A 19911-nucleotide genomic window follows, 5' to 3' on the forward strand; every position below is an offset into this window, starting at 1 on the left:
GCGTAATAGCTCACTAGTCGAGTGACTCTGCGCCGAAAATGTACCGGGGCTAAATACACCACCGAAGCTGCGGATTGATACCGAATGGTATCAGTGGTAGGGGAGCGTTCTAAGGACAGTGAAGTCAGACCGGAAGGACTGGTGGAGTGCTTAGAAGTGAGAATGCCGGTATGAGTAGCGAAAGACGGGTGAGAATCCCGTCCACCGAATGCCTAAGGTTTCCTGAGGAAGGCTCGTCCGCTCAGGGTTAGTCAGGACCTAAGCCGAGGCCGACAGGCGTAGGCGATGGACAACAGGTTGATATTCCTGTACCACCTCTTTATCGTTTGAGCAATGGAGGGACGCAGAAGGATAGAAGAAGCGTGCGATTGGTTGTGCACGTCCAAGCAGTTAGGCTGATAAGTAGGCAAATCCGCTTATCGTGAAGGCTGAGCTGTGATGGGGAAGCTCCTTATGGAGCGAAGTCTTTGATTCCCCGCTGCCAAGAAAAGCTTCTAGCGAGATAAAAGGTGCCTGTACCGCAAACCGACACAGGTAGGCGAGGAGAGAATCCTAAGGTGCGAGAGAACTCTGGTTAAGGAACTCGGCAAAATGACCCCGTAACTTCGGGAGAAGGGGTGCTTTCTTAACGGAAAGCCGCAGTGAATAGGCCCAAGCGACTGTTTAGCAAAAACACAGCTCTCTGCGAAGCCGTAAGGCGAAGTATAGGGGGTGACACCTGCCCGGTGCTGGAAGGTTAAGGAGAGGGGTTAGCGTAAGCGAAGCTCTGAACTGAAGCCCCAGTAAACGGCGGCCGTAACTATAACGGTCCTAAGGTAGCGAAATTCCTTGTCGGGTAAGTTCCGACCCGCACGAAAGGTGTAACGATTTGGGCACTGTCTCAACCAGAGACTCGGTGAAATTATAGTACCTGTGAAGATGCAGGTTACCCGCGACAGGACGGAAAGACCCGTGGAGCTTTACTGTAGCCTGATATTGAATTTTGGTACAGTTTGTACAGGATAGGCGGGAGCCATTGAAACCGGAGCGCTAGCTTCGGTGGAGGCGCTGGTGGGATACCGCCCTGACTGTATTGAAATTCTAACCTACGGGTCTTATCGACCCGGGAGACAGTGTCAGGTGGGCAGTTTGACTGGGGCGGTCGCCTCCTAAAGTGTAACGGAGGCGCCCAAAGGTTCCCTCAGAATGGTTGGAAATCATTCGTAGAGTGCAAAGGCATAAGGGAGCTTGACTGCGAGACCTACAAGTCGAGCAGGACGAAAGTCGGGCTTAGTGATCCGGTGGTTCCGCATGGAAGGGCCATCGCTCAACGGATAAAAGCTACCCGGGGATAACAGGCTTATCTCCCCCAAGAGTCCACATCGACGGGGAGGTTTGGCACCTCGATGTCGGCTCATCGCATCCTGGGGCTGTAGTCGGTCCCAAGGGTTGGGCTGTTCGCCCATTAAAGCGGTACGCGAGCTGGGTTCAGAACGTCGTGAGACAGTTCGGTCCCTATCCGTCGTGGGCGTAGGAAATTTGAGAGGAGCTGTCCTTAGTACGAGAGGACCGGGATGGACGCACCGCTGGTGTACCAGTTGTTCTGCCAAGGGCATAGCTGGGTAGCTATGTGCGGAAGGGATAAGTGCTGAAAGCATCTAAGCATGAAGCCCCCCTCAAGATGAGATTTCCCATAGCTTAAGCTAGTAAGATCCCTGAAAGATGATCAGGTTGATAGGTTCGAGGTGGAAGCATGGTGACATGTGGAGCTGACGAATACTAATAGATCGAGGACTTAACCATATAATATGTAGCAATGTTATCTAGTTTTGAGAGAACATAAAAAAACTTGTTGATTTTTAAAGTAAATAAGTTATAATAATGATTGTCTCAAAAGAATAATGTCTGGTAATGATGGCAGAGAGGTCACACCCGTTCCCATACCGAACACGGAAGTTAAGCTCTCTAGCGCCGATGGTAGTTGGGACCTTGTCCCTGTGAGAGTAGGACGTTGCCAGGCAATATTATTCCGCAGTAGCTCAGCGGTAGAGCTATCGGCTGTTAACCGATCGGTCGTAGGTTCGATTCCTACCTGCGGAGCCATTGGAGAGCTGTCCGAGTTGGCCGAAGGAGCACGATTGGAAATCGTGTATACGTCACAAGCGTATCAAGGGTTCGAATCCCTTGCTCTCCGCCATAGGATTTATAATATTTGGCCCGTTGGTCAAGTGGTTAAGACACCGCCCTTTCACGGCGGTAACACGGGTTCGAATCCCGTACGGGTCACCACTTTGGAGGATTAGCTCAGCTGGGAGAGCACCTGCCTTACAAGCAGGGGGTCGGCGGTTCGATCCCGTCATCCTCCACCATATAATTTTATATGAATAGTATTATCGCGGGTGGAGCAGCACGGTAGCTCGTCGGGCTCATAACCCGAAGGTCGCAGGTTCAAATCCTGTCCCCGCAACCAAATGGTCCCGTGGTGTAGTGGTTAACATGCCTGCCTGTCACGCAGGAGATCGCCGGTTCGACCCCGGTCGGGACCGCCATTTTAATAAGGCTCGGTAGCTCAGTCGGTAGAGCAGAGGACTGAAAATCCTCGTGTCGGCGGTTCGATTCCGTCCCGAGCCACCATTTATTTTAATAAAATATGCCGGCTTAGCTCAATTGGTAGAGCAACTGACTTGTAATCAGTAGGTTGGGGGTTCAAGTCCTCTAGCCGGCACCATGTAAGTTTCGGAGGGGTAGCGAAGTGGCTAAACGCGGCGGACTGTAAATCCGCTCCTTCGGGTTCGGCAGTTCGAATCTGCCCCCCTCCACCATTTACATAGGGGCATAGTTTAAGGTAGAACTGAGGTCTCCAAAACCTCCAGTGTGGGTTCGATTCCTACTGCCCCTGCCAATATATATTTACACAACATGGCGGTTGTGGCGAAGTGGTTAACGCACCGGATTGTGGCTCCGGCATTCGTGGGTTCGATTCCCATCAGTCGCCCCATTTTTATTTTAAAAATTACAAATAATCTAATGGATACTTACATATAATTAAGTAAGAATTCGATGGGCTATAGCCAAGCGGTAAGGCAACGGACTTTGACTCCGTCATGCGCTGGTTCGAATCCAGCTAGCCCAGCCATTTTTGCGGAAGTAGTTCAGTGGTAGAATACAACCTTGCCAAGGTTGGGGTCGCGGGTTCGAATCCCGTCTTCCGCTCCAATAAAATTTTATATGGCGGCATAGCCAAGTGGTAAGGCAGAGGTCTGCAAAACCTTTATCACCGGTTCAAATCCGGTTGCCGCCTTTTCTTTTGTGCCGATGTGGCGAATTGGCAGACGCGCACGACTCAAAATCGTGTTCCTTCGGGAGTGTCGGTTCGACCCCGACCATCGGTATCATGAACGGCGTAAAAAGCTCTATACAATTAGTATAGAGCTTTTTTGTTTTCTTTTCATTACATGACAAAATAAGCAGAAAAAATATTGCATATACAATATTCCTTTCGAGCACTCTAGAGAGAATTTCTCCACCCCGGTGACATGAAGTTAAATCCGACACCACCAGTAGATATTAGTACATTATCAACGGTTAAGTTTGTAATTTCTAAAAACTTCTTTTCAAACTCTTCTCTGTTGTACTTATACATAGTTGAGTGGCACGCCCACATATGTGTTGAAGTACTTAACCAGTCCCCTAATTCCTTCAATTCAGGAAACGCCTTAAATTGGATTGTTTCATCTAATTTCATGAATCTTACTTGATAGATAGTTGGGTTTAACTTATCTCCTATTCCTTTAAAAGCATGTGATTTTTTGTCTTTTGAATGTGTCATAATTCTCCCTCCATCTTTTCTTCAAATTATTTCCTATTTTTATTATATAACAATAGAAAGTAATTATGGAAATATTATAGAAATCGGTATCGGCAATATAAAAAGACTCTAACAGAAATGTTAGAGTCTTTTTGTTAAATTATACTATGTGCTTCTAAAATTCGTAATAAACGTAGGAATTCATGTATAATATAACTTGTCGAAAGAACAAAATGATAGTGATTTATATTATGTCTGTAATATGAATCAAAAATGAACTTTTTATATTTCTTTTAAAAATGTGTTGAACACACATTATATTTCATATTAATATTTTTATGTAGATTTAAAACGGGAAAGAGAGTGGAAAGTATGGGCCGTAAATGGAACAATATTAAAGACAAAAAAGCATCAAAAGATGCAAATACAAGCCGTATATACGCGAAATTTGGGCGTGAAATTTATGTGGCAGCAAAACAAGGCGAGCCAGATCCAGAATCAAACCAAGCGCTAAGAGTTGTATTAGAGCGTGCGAAAACATACAATGTTCCAAGAACAATTATTGATCGTGCAGTTGAAAAAGCAAAAGGCGGTTCAGAAGAAAATTATGACGAGCTTCGTTATGAAGGATTCGGACCAAATGGAGCTATGGTTATTGTAGATACACTTACAAATAACGTAAACCGTACTGCAGCAGATGTACGAGCTGCATTTAGCAAAAATAGTGGTAATATGGGTGTGAACGGTTCTGTAGCTTACATGTTTGATGCGACAGCTGTTATCGGCCTTGAAGGTAAAACATCAGATGAAGTTCTTGAAATTTTAATGGAAGCAGATGTAGATGCACGTGACATTCTAGAAGAAGAAGATTCTGTTATCGTGTATGCTGAACCAGATCAATTCCATGCAGTACAATCTGCACTTAAAGGTGCTGGCGTTGAGGAGTTTACAGTTGCAGAATTAACAATGCTTGCACAAAGTGATGTAACACTTCCTGAAGATGCTCAAGCACAATTTGAGAAAATGGTTGATGCATTAGAAGATTTGGAAGATGTTCAACAAGTTTATCACAACGTAGACTTAGGAGAGTAATACGATATATGACCCTTTTCGCTTAGCGGATAGGGTCTTTTTTATGAAGTTAATTAAGGTGATGAAGTATTAAAGGTATTTTGTTGTAGGTAGTGAATATGATTATAGGGATATATAAAATATTCATTATCTCTAGGAGGCTTAATATGGAACATAAGACACCAAAGCATATAGTTGCTGTAGCAGGTTATTTAACAAATGAAAAAAATGAAGTGTTATTAACAAAAGTGCACTGGCGAGCTGATACGTGGGAGTTGCCAGGAGGACAGGTAGAAGAAGGCGAAGCGCTCGATCAAGCTGTCTGTAGGGAAATAAAAGAGGAAACAGGGTTAACGGTGAAGCCTATCGGAATTACAGGGGTTTATTATAATACCTTTATGCATATTCTAGCTGTTGTTTTTAAAGTAGCATATATAAGTGGTGAAATAAAAACTCAACCTGAAGAGATACAAGAGGCTAAATTTGTTGATTTAAATGAAGAGAACATAGATGAGTATATAACGCGTCCTCATATGAAATCCAGAACGCTTGATGCAATGAGAGCAACACATTTTATTCCGTATGAAACGTGGGAAGTACAGCCGTATAATTTAATAGGAAGATTGTAAAGAAAAGAGTAGCCGATTTGAGATACATTCGAATCACTACTCTTTTTTGTATACTGTTTAAGAAAAAGGTCAAAATAATAATAGCACTAGTATTGATTTGTAGAACGTTTGTTCTGTATAATAAATCTATATGTTATATACATTTAGATTACTAGATAGTCAAAAGTATATATATTTGTAGATGATATAATTAAAGTGTAAAGTAAAAATATAATAGTCTTAAGGGTTTCTCTTTTATTGGTTATTCGTGCTTTAACATAACCTATATTCAATATTTCAGATGAATAGTAGATAAAAAAATACTGTGATACAATACTTTTTTATCCCACTATTTGCTGGGCAGTAAGCCTGATTGATGAGGGCTCATTAAAGTTTCACTTTATACCTTACAATGATGTAAGGTACGTGTAAGAGAAATCGATGGGATATTTTTTTACAACAATGTATTCTTAAGTAAGAGTTATATGCTGTGTGGAAAAGAGGTGTTCAAGATGAAAGAACGAGTATTATCTAGGGTGAACTATCATCAAAAAGTTGCATTAAATCCAATGACTAAACTTTTTTATAAAGCCATTATATTATTATTATTGTTAAGTTGTACGTTATTATTCATTGGAAATGTAATGATTGAGAAAAGTGATATTAGTAAATTACATGTACCGGCTAAGTTAGAGGTGCCAGAATCATTAACACATGCATTTATTGCGACAGAAGATAAAAGATTTTATCATCATAACGGTTTAGATTATATAGCAATTATTAGGGCCTCAGTTGAGAATATAAAGGCTGGTGGTGTCGTGCAAGGAGGAAGCACGATTACACAACAGCTATCTAAAAATGCCTTTTTAACAAATGAACGTACATTTTCTCGTAAGTGGAAAGAGATTTTTTATACGAAAAAAATTGAACGCACATTTACGAAGGATGAAATTTTAAAATTATATGTAAGTAATATTTATTATGGAGAAGGAGCGTGGGGAATTGAAAAAGCAGCAAACCTTTACTTCGGTAAAAAGGTGAACCAATTAACGTTGGCTGAAAGTGCAATGATGGCTGCTGTAGTAAAAGCACCTGCTTATTACTCACCTGCCCAAAACTATGATAAAGCAGTAGAGAGACGAAATGTCGTTTTGAGACTAATGGAGAAAGAAGGCTATATAAGCCATGATGAGTATGTTCAAGCAGTTAGTGAGAAATTAGTAATTCGTCATGATATAAAAATAGAGCAGTCGATGTTAAATAGCGCGCGTAAAAAAGCAGTAAGTTAAGAGAAGTTCCTACAGAGGAGCTTCTTTTTTTGAATAAATTGTGACAAATTGTGACACAATATCGTCACAATTATTGTGTTTTTGTAATTTATGTGAGCGTGTTCATTGCGTGACGTATATAAGTGTTGATATTATGTGTATTGTGTACAATGCTGTATACAGAATATGAATTTAAAGAGGAATGTATATGAAATCAAATAAACTCATGGCTCTTGGTATAGTTTTTTCTATCGCAGTATTGATTGTAATTGGAACAATTGCGTATAGCATCATAAATGACAAAAAAGATAAAGGGAATGAGATGTTTGCTTATTCTACGCAACAATCTTTAGGGAAAGATGATGCTCCAGTTAAGGTAGTTGAATTTGGAGACTTTAAATGTCCTGCTTGTCGTACTTGGGATGTAACAGTATTACCTCGATTAAAAGAAGAGTATATTGATAAAGGCAAAGTGCAGTTATATTTTATTAACTTCCCATTTATCGGAAAAGACTCGGATTTAGGTGCAGCAGCTGGTGAAGCAATTTATAAACAAGATAAAGATTCATTCTGGATTTTCTATGATGAGATTTATCAAAATCAAAAGAAAGATACGGAAGAATGGATTACAGAAGATTTGCTTCTTAGCATTGTGAAAGAAAAACTTCCAAAAGTTGATGTAGAGCAATTTAAGAAAGATTTACACAGTAAAGACATTAAAGAAAAAGTACGTAAAGATTCAGATCGTGCTCAAAAATTAAAAGTTCAAGGTGCTCCTTCTGTATATGTAAACGGTAATCTTGCAAACCCTGATTTCGATAGTATGAAGAAGGCAATTGATAAAGAATTGAAAAAGTGATGAGGTCTCTCATCACTTTTTCGACTTTTTTCGATAAAATTCTTGCCTCTACTTTTTTTACATGCTATACTACTTTACATAAGTTATTCTAATATCTTATATGTAATTCATATTTGCGGGTGTAGTTTAGTGGTAAAACAAGAGCCTTCCAAGCTCTGGTCGAGAGTTCGATTCTCTTCACCCGCTCCAAATTTTATTAAATGTTTTTCTATAAATTGTGATCAACGCAGTGTTTCGTTTCCGAGATAAACGAGGCATTGCGTTTTTTAATGTTTGAAAAACCTAATTACATGCGAAAATAGAAGTAAATAATAGTATTCCAAAAGTGAATTACTAACCAATAGAGTCGTTACATAAGGGATGGATTCATCTGAGGAGGCGATTAAGAGTGGATTTTGAACAATTAAAGCAAGATGTAATTGCGTATAGTAAAACAATTGGCATAGATAAAATAGGCTTTGCGAGTGCTTCTCCTTTTGAGGAATTAAAGCAGCGCTTAATCCAGCAACAACAATTAAATTATCAATCTGGATTTGAAGAGCCTGATATAGAGAAGAGAACGAATCCGCAACTGTTATTACCGGGTGCTAAATCAATTATTGCGATTGCTTTAGCATATCCTTCAAAATTAAAAAATGCACCATTAAGTAAGCGTGGAGAACGCCGTGGGATTTTTTGTCGTGCTTCTTGGGGACAAGATTATCATCTTGTTTTACGAGATCGTTTGCAAAAATTAGAAGCATATTTAATTGAAAAACTTCCGGATATAGAAGTGAAGTCCATGGTTGATACAGGTGAATTAAGTGATCGAGCTGTATCAGAGCGTGCAGGCATTGGATGGAGCGGTAAAAACTGCTCTATTATTACACCTGAATTTGGTTCGTACGTATACTTAGGGGAAATGATTACAAATGTTCCATTCCCGCCAGATAAGCCGATAGAAGATCAATGCGGGGGCTGTACGAAATGTATCGATATTTGTCCTACCGGTGCTTTAATACAGGGGGGACAGTTAGATTCGAAGAAGTGCATTGCGTTTTTAACACAGACGAAAGGATTCCTACCTGAAGAATATCGCGATAAAATAGGAAATCGTATATATGGATGTGATACGTGTCAGACTGTTTGCCCGAAAAACAAAGGAATGGATTTTCATAATCATCCTGAGATGGAGCCGGATCCTGAGCTAGTTAAACCATTATTAACGCCACTTTTAACAATTAGTAATCGTGATTTTAAAGAGAAATATGGGATTATGTCAGGGTCATGGAGAGGGAAAAAGCCACTGCAAAGAAATGCGATTTTAGCATTAGCACATTTTAAAGAAACATCGGCAATTCCTGATTTAATTGGTGTTATGAAAGATGACCCAAGACCAGTACTACGCGGAACGGCAGCATGGGCACTTGGGAAAATTGGCGGAGATGGAGTAGGCGAAGCGATTGAGAAAGCGATGGAACGTGAGAAAGATGAAGAAGTGCTTCATGAAATGAATCGCGGGCTTGAATTGTTAGCACAGAAAAAAGAGTAGATAATATTTCCCTTTTTCATATTGTAATATGGGAGGGAGACAGAATGGTTGTAAAAACGAAGATTGAAAACCAATTACAACAATTTTTAGCATATATAACGGAGAAAAGAACGAATGTGGATGGTATTGCTGAGGATTTACTACAAATGGCACTGAGAAAGAAACAATTGTTTCAAAGACGTAGTGCACATATAGTGAAAGCAACTGCGGATGTTTCTTTCATTAGACAATTAAATAGTAATGACCATCAAGAAATTGATTATCAAATACATTTTAAATATTTAATTAAGCATAAAGAATTATTTTATATTGAAGAGGAACAATTAAAACGAAGAGTTTGTTTAAATAATAGTCGGATTATAGGCGATTATGCTATTGAAGTGTCAGAAGAAATTAGAATGGGTGAGACATTAGAAAGGGAAATTACGAAAGAGAAGTACGGTTCTTATCAGTATAATCGTTTAGAGGCAGTGAAATATGCAGAGCGTTGGTGGGATGACCGAAATCCTATGTATCGTAATTTCCCTGATAATTGTACGAATTTCATTTCTCAATGTCTTCATACTGGAGAAGTACCTATGAGCGGATATCCTAATATTCGTAAAGGATGGTGGCAAAGGGAGAATCAGTGGAGCTGGAGCTGGGCTGTTGCACATTCTTTTTATTGGTATTTGTCAGGTGCTACAACAGGACTTCGAGCAGAGGCGGTAGAGAGGCCAGAAGAACTTATTCTTGGAGATGTCATTGCTTATGATTTCGAGGATGACGGAAGATGGAATCATACGACGATTGTAGTAGCAAAAGATGCAGATGGTATGCCGCTTGTAAATGCACATTCAGCGAATAGCCGTCGACGTTATTGGAACTATGAAGACTCTAGTAAATATACACCACAAATGAAATATAAATTCTTTCATATTATTAATGGGTAGAGATTTTTCGCTCAAGTGGTATAATACGTAGTAGACAAAAAACAGAGGTGAATATCGCGTGGGAGTACATGTTGTTTTATATCAGCCAGAAATTCCAGCAAATACAGGGAATATTGCTCGTACTTGTGCAGCAACTGGAACAGAATTACATTTGATTAGACCGCTTGGATTTTCAACGGATGATAAAATGTTAAAGCGTGCAGGATTAGATTATTGGCAGCACGTAAAAATTACGTACTATGATTCAATTGAAGAATTTTATGAAAAAAATAAAGACGGTGAATTCTTCTATTTAACAAAGTATGGCGAGAAAGCTCATACAGCGTTTGACTATAGCAAGCGCGAGAAGGATTACTATTTTGTATTTGGAAGAGAAACAAACGGCTTACCAGCTAATGTAATCGAAGAAAACTTTGATCATTGTTTACGTATTCCAATGACAGATAAAGTACGTTCATTAAATTTATCTAATACAGCAGCAATTTTAATTTATGAAGCGTTCCGTCAACAAAATTACCCTGGATTAGATTTAGAAATCGTTTATTAAAAGTCGCCATATGGCGACTTTTTTTTATAAAATAAAAATAATATATAATCATACATTTAAAAGAGGAGACATAATCATATAGAATGGGATATATGATTAAAAATAGATAAGACGGGTTGAGATAAATATGAAGGAAGAATATGGTAATCAAAATACCTTTTTAAGTATGATAGATATGGATTTAATTAGACAAGGATTATTACATGCTATTCAAGATTTAGTATTCATATTGAAAGTTATTGATAATGAAACGTTTCAATATATGTATGTGAATAAAATAGGAATGGATTATGCTAGGTTAAGCGAAGAGTGCTATGGAAAAACTTTTGCAGAAGTATTACCAAAAGATATAGCGGGGATATTGCAAAGGCAATATGCAAAAGTAGTGAGAGAAGCGAAAGCACACACCTTTTGTGATGTAGTCAATTTACCAAAAGGTGAGATACATTATGAATCTTCACTTAATCCTGTCTGCGACGAAGAAGGAATATGTCAATTTATTATTTGTATTACAAGAGATATTACAGCTCAAATTGAGGAGAAGACAGAGATAGAGGAAAAACAAATGTTATTTAAGTCGTTACTGGAATATAATAATGACTCAATTATATCTATAGATTCTATAGGGAGAGTTACATATGCAAATCCGGCAACGTATGAAATATTTGGATACCGGTATGAGGAATTAAATAATAAATTTATTTTTGAATTCATTAATAAAGAATATGAAAAAGATTTTCAAATTATATTTAAGGGATCGATGCAAGGAAAAGCAAAACAAATTGTTTCAAAGAAATATGTTCATAAAGAAGGGTACGAGCTATATATTTCTTTGAGAACTATCCCGATTATTGTGAACGGTGAAATTGTTGGGATTTATATTGTTACGAGAGATGTTACAAGGCAAGTATTAAACGAAATGCGAACAGAATATTTAGCTTACTATGACCAGTTAACGGGATTAATGAATAGAATTTCATGTACAAATAAGTTAAATACTTTTTTAAATGAGAGTGTAAATTTTGCACTTGTATTTATAGATTTAGATGAGTTTCATCGTATTAATGATACATTTGGTCATAAAGAGGGAGATAAAGTATTACAAAAAGTTACAGAATGTTTAAGCAATCTAAAAATAGAAGATATGCACTTATTTAGAGAACACGATGATCAATTTGTTATGTTGATAGAAAATATAACGAAAGAATATGTAGAGGAAATTGCAAAAAGCATACTGAAAAATATTAGTGAATCTTTTGTAATCGAAGAAGAAGATGTATATTTAAGTGCGTCAATTGGAATTGTAATGGTTCCAGCAGATGGAGAAGATGAAAAAATACTATTTCAGAGAGTCGATGCTGCTTTAGAAAAAGCAAAAGAAAAAGGAAAAGGACATTATCATTTTTATTGTAGTGGATTAGACTGTGAGCGTGAACAAAGGTTTATAATAGAAAACCAGTTACATCGTGCTATAGAAAAAAATGAATTTTTCTTATATTATCAGCCACAAATTAATATTGAAACGAAAAAAATAGCTAGTATGGAAGCTTTAATAAGGTGGGAGAATAAGGAATTAGGACTTGTTTCTCCAAACCAATTTATTCCGTTGGCAGAAAGAACAGGCTTTATTATTAAGCTCGATGAATGGGTAGTAAATCAAGTGTGTCAGCAACTGCGCGAATGGTTAAATAAAGGATATGAAGTGGTCCCAATTGCGGTTAATATTTCAGCTAGACACTTTCGTTCTATTACATTAATAGAGATGATTACACGGGCTTTACATAAGTACAATGTACCAGCTCATTTATTAGCGATAGAGGTTACAGAAGGAGCTCTTATACATAAAGATATATCGAAGAGAGTGTTAATACAATTAAAAGAACAAAATTTAAAGATTCATTTAGATGATTTTGGAACAGGCTACTCATCTTTAAGTTATTTAAAAACATATCCAATTGATACTTTAAAAATTGATCGTTCTTTTATGGAGGGTATACATATAGATGAACGTGATACGAATATTACAGCTGCAATTATTCATTTAGCTCATACTTTAGAATTGAATGTAATTGCAGAGGGAGTAGAAAAAAAGGAGCAAATACAGTTTTTGAAAGAAAAGAATGTGAAGCTTGTACAAGGTTATTATTATAGCCGACCAATATCCAAATATGATATGGAAAATATGTATTATAAATAAAAAAATGATGTGCTAAAAGCACATCATTTTTTATGTGTACCTGGTTTGTCGTTGTAACCGGATGTAAAAATAGCTGTAAGAAATGTGAGTGATACACCTAAAATTAATAATAATTTCATACTAATATCCTCCTTACTTTTTTCGGTTCATGAGTTTTATTTATTATCCAAAATGTATGTAAGGTTCTTAGAAGAAAAGAATTTATTTATAATGAATAGCAGTGTAAAAACGTTAATACCTATATTATACAGAATTTTCTTTGAATTTTGGAGAGAATTTTAGCGTGCTATTATATATTTCGTTTTGATTTAAAGAATGTTTAAGGACATCCTAGCATACCTTTTATAATAATCCGATTGAACAAGGAGATGGGGGAGGAGCTATAATGGATATTCTAAAAAAGATTGAACAGCACCGAGAAGCAGAAGAACGTTTACAATGGGAAGGTACGTTTGCGGAGTATTTGGAGCTTGTGAAAGAAAGACCATGGGTGGCTCAAACAGCACACTCTCGCATTTACAATATGATAAAAGATGCTGGAATTGAAGAAGTTGATGGTAGAAGAAAGTATAACTTCTTTAGTAATCAGCTCTTTGGATTAGAGGATGCTCTAGAACGTCTTGTAGAGGAATATTTTCATCCATCTGCAAAACGATTAGATGTTAGAAAAAGAATTTTATTATTAATGGGTCCTGTTAGTGGAGGGAAATCAACGTTAGTTACAATGTTGAAACGAGGATTAGAAACATATTCAAGAACAGATCGCGGAGCAATTTTTGCAATTAAAGGATGCCCAATGCACGAGGATCCACTGCATTTAATTCCACATCATTTACGAGATGATTTCTTTGATGAGTATGGGGTTAGAATTGAAGGGAATTTATCACCACTAAATGTCATGCGTTTAGAGCAAGAATACGGATCAAGAATTGAGGATGTAGTTGTAGAGCGTATTTTCTTCTCTGAAGATCGCCGTACAGGGATTGGTACATTTAGCCCGTCTGATCCAAAATCACAAGATATTGCAGATTTAACAGGTAGTCTGGACTTTTCTACGATTGCAGAATATGGTTCAGAATCAGACCCGCGTGCGTATCGATTTGATGGAGAATTAAATAAGGCAAACCGAGGAATGATGGAGTTCCAAGAGATGTTAAAATGCGATGAGAAGTTTTTATGGCACTTATTATCACTTACGCAAGAAGGGAATTTCAAAGCGGGAAGATTTGCGCTTATTTCAGCAGATGAATTAATTGTAGCGCATACGAATGAAACAGAGTATCGCTCATTTATAGCAAATAAGAAAAATGAAGCATTGCACTCAAGAATTATTGTAATGCCAGTTCCTTATAATTTACGGGTAAGTGAAGAAGAACATATTTATGAAAAAATGATTCGTGAAAGTGATGTATCGAATGTTCACATTGCACCACACACACTTCGCGTTGCAGCAATGTTCACTATTTTAACTCGTTTAAAAGATCCGAAGCGTCCGGATATTGATTTAATTAAAAAGATGCGTTTGTATGATGGAGAAACGGTAGAAGGTTATAATGCGATTGATGTAGAAGAATTACAACGCGAATATCAAGATGAAGGTATGAAGGGTATTGATCCTCGTTATGTCATTAACCGAATTTCGTCTACAATCATTCGAAAAGAGGTACCATCTATTAACGCGTTAGATGTACTTAGATCTTTAAAAGATGGGCTAGATCAGCATCCATCCATTAGTAATGAAGACCGTGAACGTTACATGAATTTCATCTCATTAGCGAGAAAAGAATACGATGAAATCGCGAAGAAAGAAGTACAAAAAGCGTTTGTTTATTCATATGAAGAATCAGCTAAGACGCTTATGGATAATTACTTAGATAACGTCGAGGCGTACTGCAATAAATCGAAATTACGTGATCCGTTAACAGGAGAAGAAATGAGTCCAGATGAAAAATTAATGCGCTCAATTGAAGAGCAAATTGGAATTTCAGAAAATGCTAAGAAAGCGTTCCGTGAAGAGATTTTAATTCGCATTTCTGCTTATGCCCGTAAAGGAAAACGCTTTGATTATAATTCACATGAACGTCTTCGTGAAGCGATTCAGAAAAAACTATTTGCTGATTTAAAAGATATAGTGAAAATTACAACATCAACGAAAACGCCGGACGAAAATCAGCTTAAGAAAATCAATGATGTTGTTGCGCGTTTAATTGATGAGCATGGCTATAATTCTTCTTCAGCAAATGAATTACTACGCTATGTAGGTAGCTTGTTAAACAGATAGTTTGATAACAAAACGCTGTCTCTTGTATTTTGCGGGACAGCGTTTTATTATCCGTTCATATGTGTATAAAGTGTCATACCTTGTCCAAATGTAATAAATTAAGATGCAATTTTATGAATTTATTGTCAATTATTTTTACAATATGCATATGATAGAGTAACCAACCATTCATACGAAAAAAGCCAACACAATACAATATGTTGCAAAGTAAAAATATGTGCAACAATGCATTGTGTTTCTTTCTTATCAGTGGCTGAATATTTCTTTCTATTATGTGAGTGGCAAAATTTTGTTTAGGATGCTCGGGGTGTTGTATGAAAAACGTTATAAATGTTTATGGGATGATTTTCTGTGGGCAGTTACCTTTCAAACATTCTAGCTTGCACATTACAGAACAAAATTTATAGATTGCTGTTCATACAGGAAGACAATTACAGTAAGGAGGGAAAGGAATGGGCGAAGAAAATCAACCAAATTATACGATTTCACAGGAAAACTGGTCCCTCCATCGCAAAGGATATGACGACCAACAGCGCCATCAAGAAAAAGTACAAGAGGCAATTAAGAATAATTTACCCGATCTTGTAACAGAAGAAAGTATAGTTATGTCTAATGGCAAGGATGTTGTAAAAATACCAATTCGTTCTCTAGATGAATATAAGATTAGATACAATTATGATAAAAATAAACATGTTGGGCAAGGAAACGGTGACAGCAAAGTTGGTGATGTCGTTGCGAGAGATGGATCAGGTGGTCAAAAACAAAAAGGGCCAGGAAAAGGGCAAGGAGCAGGAGATGCAGCTGGGGAAGATTACTATGAAGCTGAAGTCTCTATTTTAGAATTAGAGCAAGCGTTTTTCAGAGAGTTAGAACTGCCTAATTTAAAGAGAAAAGAAATGGATGAAAACCGAATTGAACATGTTGAATTTAATGACATTAGAAAAACAGGATTATGGGGAAATATCGATAAGAAACGAACAATGATATCCGCATATAAACGAAATGCAATGAGTGGTAAAGCATCTTTTCATCCAATTCACCAAGAAGACTTAAAGTTCCGCACTTGGAATGAAGTATTAAAGCCAGATTCAAAAGCTGTTGTGTTAGCGATGATGGATACGAGTGGATCGATGGGAATATGGGAGAAATATATGGCACGTAGCTTCTTTTTCTGGATGACAAGATTTTTACGCACAAAGTATGAAACAGTAGATATTGAATTTATTGCCCATCATACGGAGGCAAAAGTAGTTCCAGAGGAAGAGTTTTTCTCAAAAGGAGAAAGTGGCGGAACGATTTGTTCTTCTGTATACAAAAAAGCACTCGAACTTATCGATAATAAATATTCACCAGACCGCTATAATATTTATCCATTCCATTTTTCAGATGGTGATAATTTAACATCAGATAATGCTAGATGTGTAAAGCTTGTTGAAGAGCTAATGAAGAAGTGTAATATGTTTGGGTATGGGGAAGTGAATCAGTATAACCGCCACAGTACACTCATGTCAGCCTATAAAAATATTAAAGATGAAAATTTTAGATACTATATTTTAAAGCAGAAAGCAGACGTGTTTCATGCGATGAAAAGCTTTTTTAGAGAAGAATCAGGTGAGAAAATGGCATAACCTCTTTTAAAGAGGTTCTTTTTTTTGTAAAACTTTTTATTTCTCTAGTTGACAATGATAATGAAAATCATTATCATTTATTCGAGAAATGATTACATTTCGAATTATATATTTCGGAGGAGATGTAAAGTTGAAACAAAATAAAAGAAAACGTATAAATGCAATGATTATAGCGGCGGCGTTATCACTTCCATTTGCTGTTTATTCAACACCTGCTTTAGCGGCAGTAGCAATTGAGGCGAATAAAACTGGACAAGGTTTAGAAGATGGTACATATGACGCTGTAATTAAAGCGTATAAAGATAAAACGAATGAAGAGTCTATGGCAGCTGTTTATATAAAGGATCCGAAATTAACAATTGAGAATGGAAAGAAAATTGTAACAGCAACGTTAAGTGATAGTGATTTTTTCCAATACTTGAAAACAGAGGATATTCATACCCCTGGTGTGTTTCATGATGTAAAGGTCATATCAGAAGACAAAAAGAAAAATGGGACGAAGGTTATTCAATTTGAAGTTGGAGAACTAGGAAAAAGATATAATATGCAAATGCATATTTATATTCCAACGATGGCCTATAATAATAAATATCAAGTGCAGTTTGAAGTAAATGCTATAAATTTAGAAAACAATGTTTCAGAAAAACAAAAGGAAAATAAAGAGGAGCAACAAGATGAAAACGGAAATGTAATATTAGATAAGCAATTACAAAAATATATTAATAAATATAACTTAGATAGAGATAATGTAGATACGCCAATCACAAAGAAAGATTTATTACAAATTAAAACATTATCCATTTATTCAGGTAAAGGGATAAATGAAATAGCTGGTTTAGAGTATATGACAAATTTAGAGAAGTTGACGTTACGAGAGTCTAATGTAACAGATATATCAGCTATCTCGAAATTGAGAAGTTTGAAGTACGTTGATTTAACTTCTAATTCAATTGAAAGTATTCATCCAATTGGGCAATTAGAGAATATTAATATGCTTTTTTTAAGAGATAATAAAATTTCTGATCTTACACCATTAAGTAAAATGAAAAAAATCAAAACATTAGATTTAATCGGTAATAACATTAAAGATATCCAGCCATTATTTACATTATCAACTATGAAACAATTATACTTAGCAAATAATCAAATCAGTGATCTTAATGGAATTGATCGATTAAATAATGTGGGACTATTATGGATAGGGAACAATAAAATTAATAATGTTGAATCTATTAGTAAAATGAGTAATCTTATTGAACTAGAAATTGCTGATAGTGAAATAAAAGATATATCACCATTATCTCAATTAGGAAATTTACAAGTGCTGAATTTAGAAGAGAATTATATCTCTGATATATCGCCGCTGAGCACCTTAACAAATTTACATGAGATAAATCTTGGAGCAAATGAAATTTCTGACGTAAGACCTGTTGAGGAATTAGGTAAGCGAATTTCAATTGACATTCAAAGACAAAAAATCTTTTTAAATGAAGCAAGCGTAGATGAAGAAATAAAAATCCCAGTATACAACCTTAAAGGAGAGCCACTTCAAAATATTAATGTAAAAAGTGAGGGGGCTACTCTGAATAACGGATTTATAAAATGGAATAGTCCTGGAGAAAAAATATATGAATTTAAACTAGATACTAATTCTACTGAAAGTAAAATAAGATTTAATGGTACGGTTATACAGAATATAGTTGAAAAACAAAAAGAAAGTCAAAATGTAATTCTCGATAAAACTTTACAACAACATATTAATAAAGAGAATTTAGGTAGAGAGAATTTAAACGCTCCTATAACAAAAGAAGATTTATTACAGATTAAAACAGTAGAGATACTTAAAGAAAAAGGAAAAGAGATAAAAGATATAACAGGTTTAGAGTACATGACGAATTTAGAAAAACTCACTATAGAAGGAGTAGGCCTAAAAAATATAGAGTTTATCTCAAACTTGAAACAATTGAACGATGTAAATGTATCTCATAATCAAATTGAAGATACAACACCGTTATCTTTATTGAAAAATTTGCAATGGTTAAATCTTACAGATAATCGTATTAAAGATGTAACGGTTCTTGGCTCAATGTTAGACTTACTTAGTTTAAAATTAGCTGAAAATGAGATTCGTGATGTAAGGCCATTAATACAATTAGGTCAGTGGGGGACAATTGATGTTAGAAGGCAAAAGGTCATTTTAGATGATGCAGAAATAAATAAAGAAGTGAAAATTCCTGTATATGATTTAGAGGGAGAGCCAATTGAAAAGATTATACTAAAGAGTGAAGGTGGAACGCTTACTGATGAGGGAATCATTTGGCGTACTTTAGGAGAAAAAATATATGAATTTGATTTAGATGCAGATCATTATGAGACTGGCATATTATATAGTGGCATTGTAATGCAGAATATAGTAGAAAAATTAATACCAAAAGAAGAAGTGAAAGAACCGGTAAAAGAAGTTGAAGAAACAAAAGAAGAAGTGAAAGAACCGATAAAAGAAGTTGAAGAAATAAAAGAAGAAGTGAAGGAACCGGTAAAAGAAGTTGAAGAAACAAAAGAAGAAGTGAAGAACCGGTAAAAGAAGTTGAAGAAACAAAAGAAGAAGTGAAGGAACCGGTAAAAGAAGTTGAAGAAACAAAAGAAGAAGTGAAAGAACCGGTAAAGAAGTTGAAGAAACAAAAGAAGAAGTGAAAGAACCGGCAAAAGAAGTTGAAGAAACAAAAGAAGAAGTGAAAGAACCGGTAAAAGAAGTTGAAGAAACAAAAGAAGAAGTGAAAGAACCGGCAAAAGAAGTTGAAGAGCCAAAAGAAGAAGTGGACGAGCTAACAACAGGAGTTGAAGAGTCGAAAGCGAAGGGGAAAGAAACAGGAAAAGAAATTGAAGGTTCAAAAGAAGCAGTAAATCCATCCGAAGTAGTCCAAGAACAAAACATGAATCATCAAGTTATGAAAGAAAATAAACCAGTTGCTAATAAACAGGAAGAAAGTAAGAAATCATTAGGAGCAACAGGTGGACAAGCGAATACATCAAAGTTACTTTCAGGCGTAGCATTAGTTCTTTCAGCACTGAGTATGTTTGTATTTAGAAAGAGATTATTTAAGAAATAAATAACGTGTTATCTTATTATATTGTAAAATAATTGTATAAGTTTTTGAGAAGACATTATCATGGCAGTTTCATTTTGAAATAGGCTTATGAT

Annotated in this window: 11 protein-coding genes, 16 tRNA genes, 2 rRNA genes and 1 pseudogene (1 of these 30 running past the window's edge); 29 read left to right on the forward strand and 1 reads right to left on the reverse strand. The window is 36.2% G+C overall.

All coding sequences use genetic code 11. The annotated features are described in order from the left end of the window. The 17 genes from AXW78_RS02585 to AXW78_RS02665 all read left to right on the forward strand — a co-directional run. Positions 1-1782, forward strand: a 23S ribosomal RNA gene (locus AXW78_RS02585) (it extends 1135 nt beyond the left edge of the window). A gap of 101 nt (positions 1783-1883) precedes the next feature. Further along, positions 1884-1999 (forward strand): 5S ribosomal RNA (rrf, locus tag AXW78_RS02590). An 8-nt stretch (positions 2000-2007) separates the two neighbouring features. Then, positions 2008-2082 (forward strand) — tRNA-Asn (locus AXW78_RS02595). 2 nt (positions 2083-2084) lie between these two features. Next, positions 2085-2176 (forward strand) — tRNA-Ser (locus AXW78_RS02600). 17 nt (positions 2177-2193) lie between these two features. Continuing rightward, positions 2194-2268 (forward strand) — tRNA-Glu (locus tag AXW78_RS02605). Positions 2269-2272: 4 nt separating this feature from the next. Further along, positions 2273-2348: transfer RNA gene (locus AXW78_RS02610), tRNA-Val, on the forward strand. Positions 2349-2373: 25 nt separating this feature from the next. After that, positions 2374-2449 (forward strand) — tRNA-Met (locus tag AXW78_RS02615). A gap of 3 nt (positions 2450-2452) precedes the next feature. Beyond that, positions 2453-2528: transfer RNA gene (locus AXW78_RS02620), tRNA-Asp, on the forward strand. Between the two features lie 9 nt (positions 2529-2537). Further along, positions 2538-2613, forward strand: a tRNA-Phe gene (locus AXW78_RS02625). 18 nt (positions 2614-2631) lie between these two features. Beyond that, positions 2632-2707 (forward strand) — tRNA-Thr (locus AXW78_RS02630). A gap of 10 nt (positions 2708-2717) precedes the next feature. After that, positions 2718-2801 (forward strand) — tRNA-Tyr (locus tag AXW78_RS02635). 7 nt (positions 2802-2808) lie between these two features. After that, positions 2809-2881: transfer RNA gene (locus tag AXW78_RS02640), tRNA-Trp, on the forward strand. A gap of 20 nt (positions 2882-2901) precedes the next feature. Further along, a tRNA-His gene (locus tag AXW78_RS02645) sits at positions 2902-2977 on the forward strand. Between the two features lie 63 nt (positions 2978-3040). Next, positions 3041-3115 (forward strand) — tRNA-Gln (locus tag AXW78_RS02650). A 5-nt stretch (positions 3116-3120) separates the two neighbouring features. Next, positions 3121-3195, forward strand: a tRNA-Gly gene (locus AXW78_RS02655). Between the two features lie 14 nt (positions 3196-3209). Further along, a tRNA-Cys gene (locus tag AXW78_RS02660) sits at positions 3210-3280 on the forward strand. Positions 3281-3290: 10 nt separating this feature from the next. Continuing rightward, a tRNA-Leu gene (locus tag AXW78_RS02665) sits at positions 3291-3371 on the forward strand. Between the two features lie 116 nt (positions 3372-3487). Here AXW78_RS02665 and AXW78_RS02670 read toward each other — a convergent pair. After that, complete coding sequence (locus tag AXW78_RS02670; protein WP_061883753.1) at positions 3488-3808, reverse strand: DUF3884 family protein; 321 nt, start codon at positions 3806-3808, stop codon at positions 3488-3490. A gap of 351 nt (positions 3809-4159) precedes the next feature. Between AXW78_RS02670 and AXW78_RS02675 the strand changes: the two genes are divergently transcribed. The 12 genes and pseudogenes from AXW78_RS02675 (at position 4160) to AXW78_RS02730 (ending at position 19819) form a co-directional block, all read left to right on the forward strand. Next, the gene (locus tag AXW78_RS02675; protein ID WP_000532952.1) at positions 4160-4879 is read left to right on the forward strand and encodes a YebC/PmpR family DNA-binding transcriptional regulator; all 720 of its coding nucleotides are present in this window, start codon (positions 4160-4162) and stop codon (positions 4877-4879) included. Positions 4880-5025: 146 nt separating this feature from the next. Further along, complete coding sequence (locus AXW78_RS02680) at positions 5026-5487, forward strand: NUDIX hydrolase (RefSeq protein WP_061883754.1); 462 nt, start codon at positions 5026-5028, stop codon at positions 5485-5487. 491 nt (positions 5488-5978) lie between these two features. Further along, positions 5979-6755 carry a transglycosylase domain-containing protein gene (locus AXW78_RS02685; RefSeq protein ID WP_000664715.1) on the forward strand — a complete coding sequence of 259 codons (777 nt, stop codon included), beginning with the start codon at positions 5979-5981 and terminating at the stop codon, positions 6753-6755. Positions 6756-6942: 187 nt separating this feature from the next. Further along, on the forward strand, positions 6943-7593 hold the full coding sequence (locus AXW78_RS02690) for a DsbA family protein (protein ID WP_000841306.1): 651 nt from the start codon (positions 6943-6945) through the stop codon (positions 7591-7593). A 115-nt stretch (positions 7594-7708) separates the two neighbouring features. After that, a tRNA-Gly gene (locus AXW78_RS02695) sits at positions 7709-7782 on the forward strand. Positions 7783-7981: 199 nt separating this feature from the next. Next, complete coding sequence (queG, locus tag AXW78_RS02700; protein WP_000345216.1) at positions 7982-9124, forward strand: tRNA epoxyqueuosine(34) reductase QueG; 1143 nt, start codon at positions 7982-7984, stop codon at positions 9122-9124. A 44-nt stretch (positions 9125-9168) separates the two neighbouring features. Next, entirely contained in the window at positions 9169-10056 is an 888-nt protein-coding gene (locus tag AXW78_RS02705) for an amidase domain-containing protein (RefSeq protein WP_000260586.1), read from the forward strand. A 58-nt stretch (positions 10057-10114) separates the two neighbouring features. Continuing rightward, positions 10115-10603, forward strand: a complete 489-nt coding sequence (gene trmL, locus AXW78_RS02710; protein WP_000538147.1) for a tRNA (uridine(34)/cytosine(34)/5-carboxymethylaminomethyluridine(34)-2'-O)-methyltransferase TrmL — start codon at positions 10115-10117, stop codon at positions 10601-10603. 127 nt (positions 10604-10730) lie between these two features. Continuing rightward, the gene (locus AXW78_RS02715; protein WP_061883755.1) at positions 10731-12800 is read left to right on the forward strand and encodes a sensor domain-containing protein; all 2070 of its coding nucleotides are present in this window, start codon (positions 10731-10733) and stop codon (positions 12798-12800) included. Positions 12801-13185: 385 nt separating this feature from the next. After that, entirely contained in the window at positions 13186-15081 is a 1896-nt protein-coding gene (locus tag AXW78_RS02720) for a PrkA family serine protein kinase (RefSeq protein ID WP_000353281.1), read from the forward strand. A 452-nt stretch (positions 15082-15533) separates the two neighbouring features. After that, a complete protein-coding gene (gene yhbH, locus AXW78_RS02725; protein ID WP_000503518.1) occupies positions 15534-16709 on the forward strand; it encodes a sporulation protein YhbH in 1176 nt (391 codons plus the stop codon). A 130-nt stretch (positions 16710-16839) separates the two neighbouring features. Further along, positions 16840-19819 (forward strand): annotated as a pseudogene (locus AXW78_RS02730) (leucine-rich repeat domain-containing protein). Positions 19820-19911 lie beyond the last annotated feature (92 nt).

Origin of the sequence: Bacillus thuringiensis, from assembly GCF_001595725.1 — a bacterium.
GTDB lineage: Bacteria > Bacillota > Bacilli > Bacillales > Bacillaceae_G > Bacillus_A > Bacillus_A thuringiensis_K.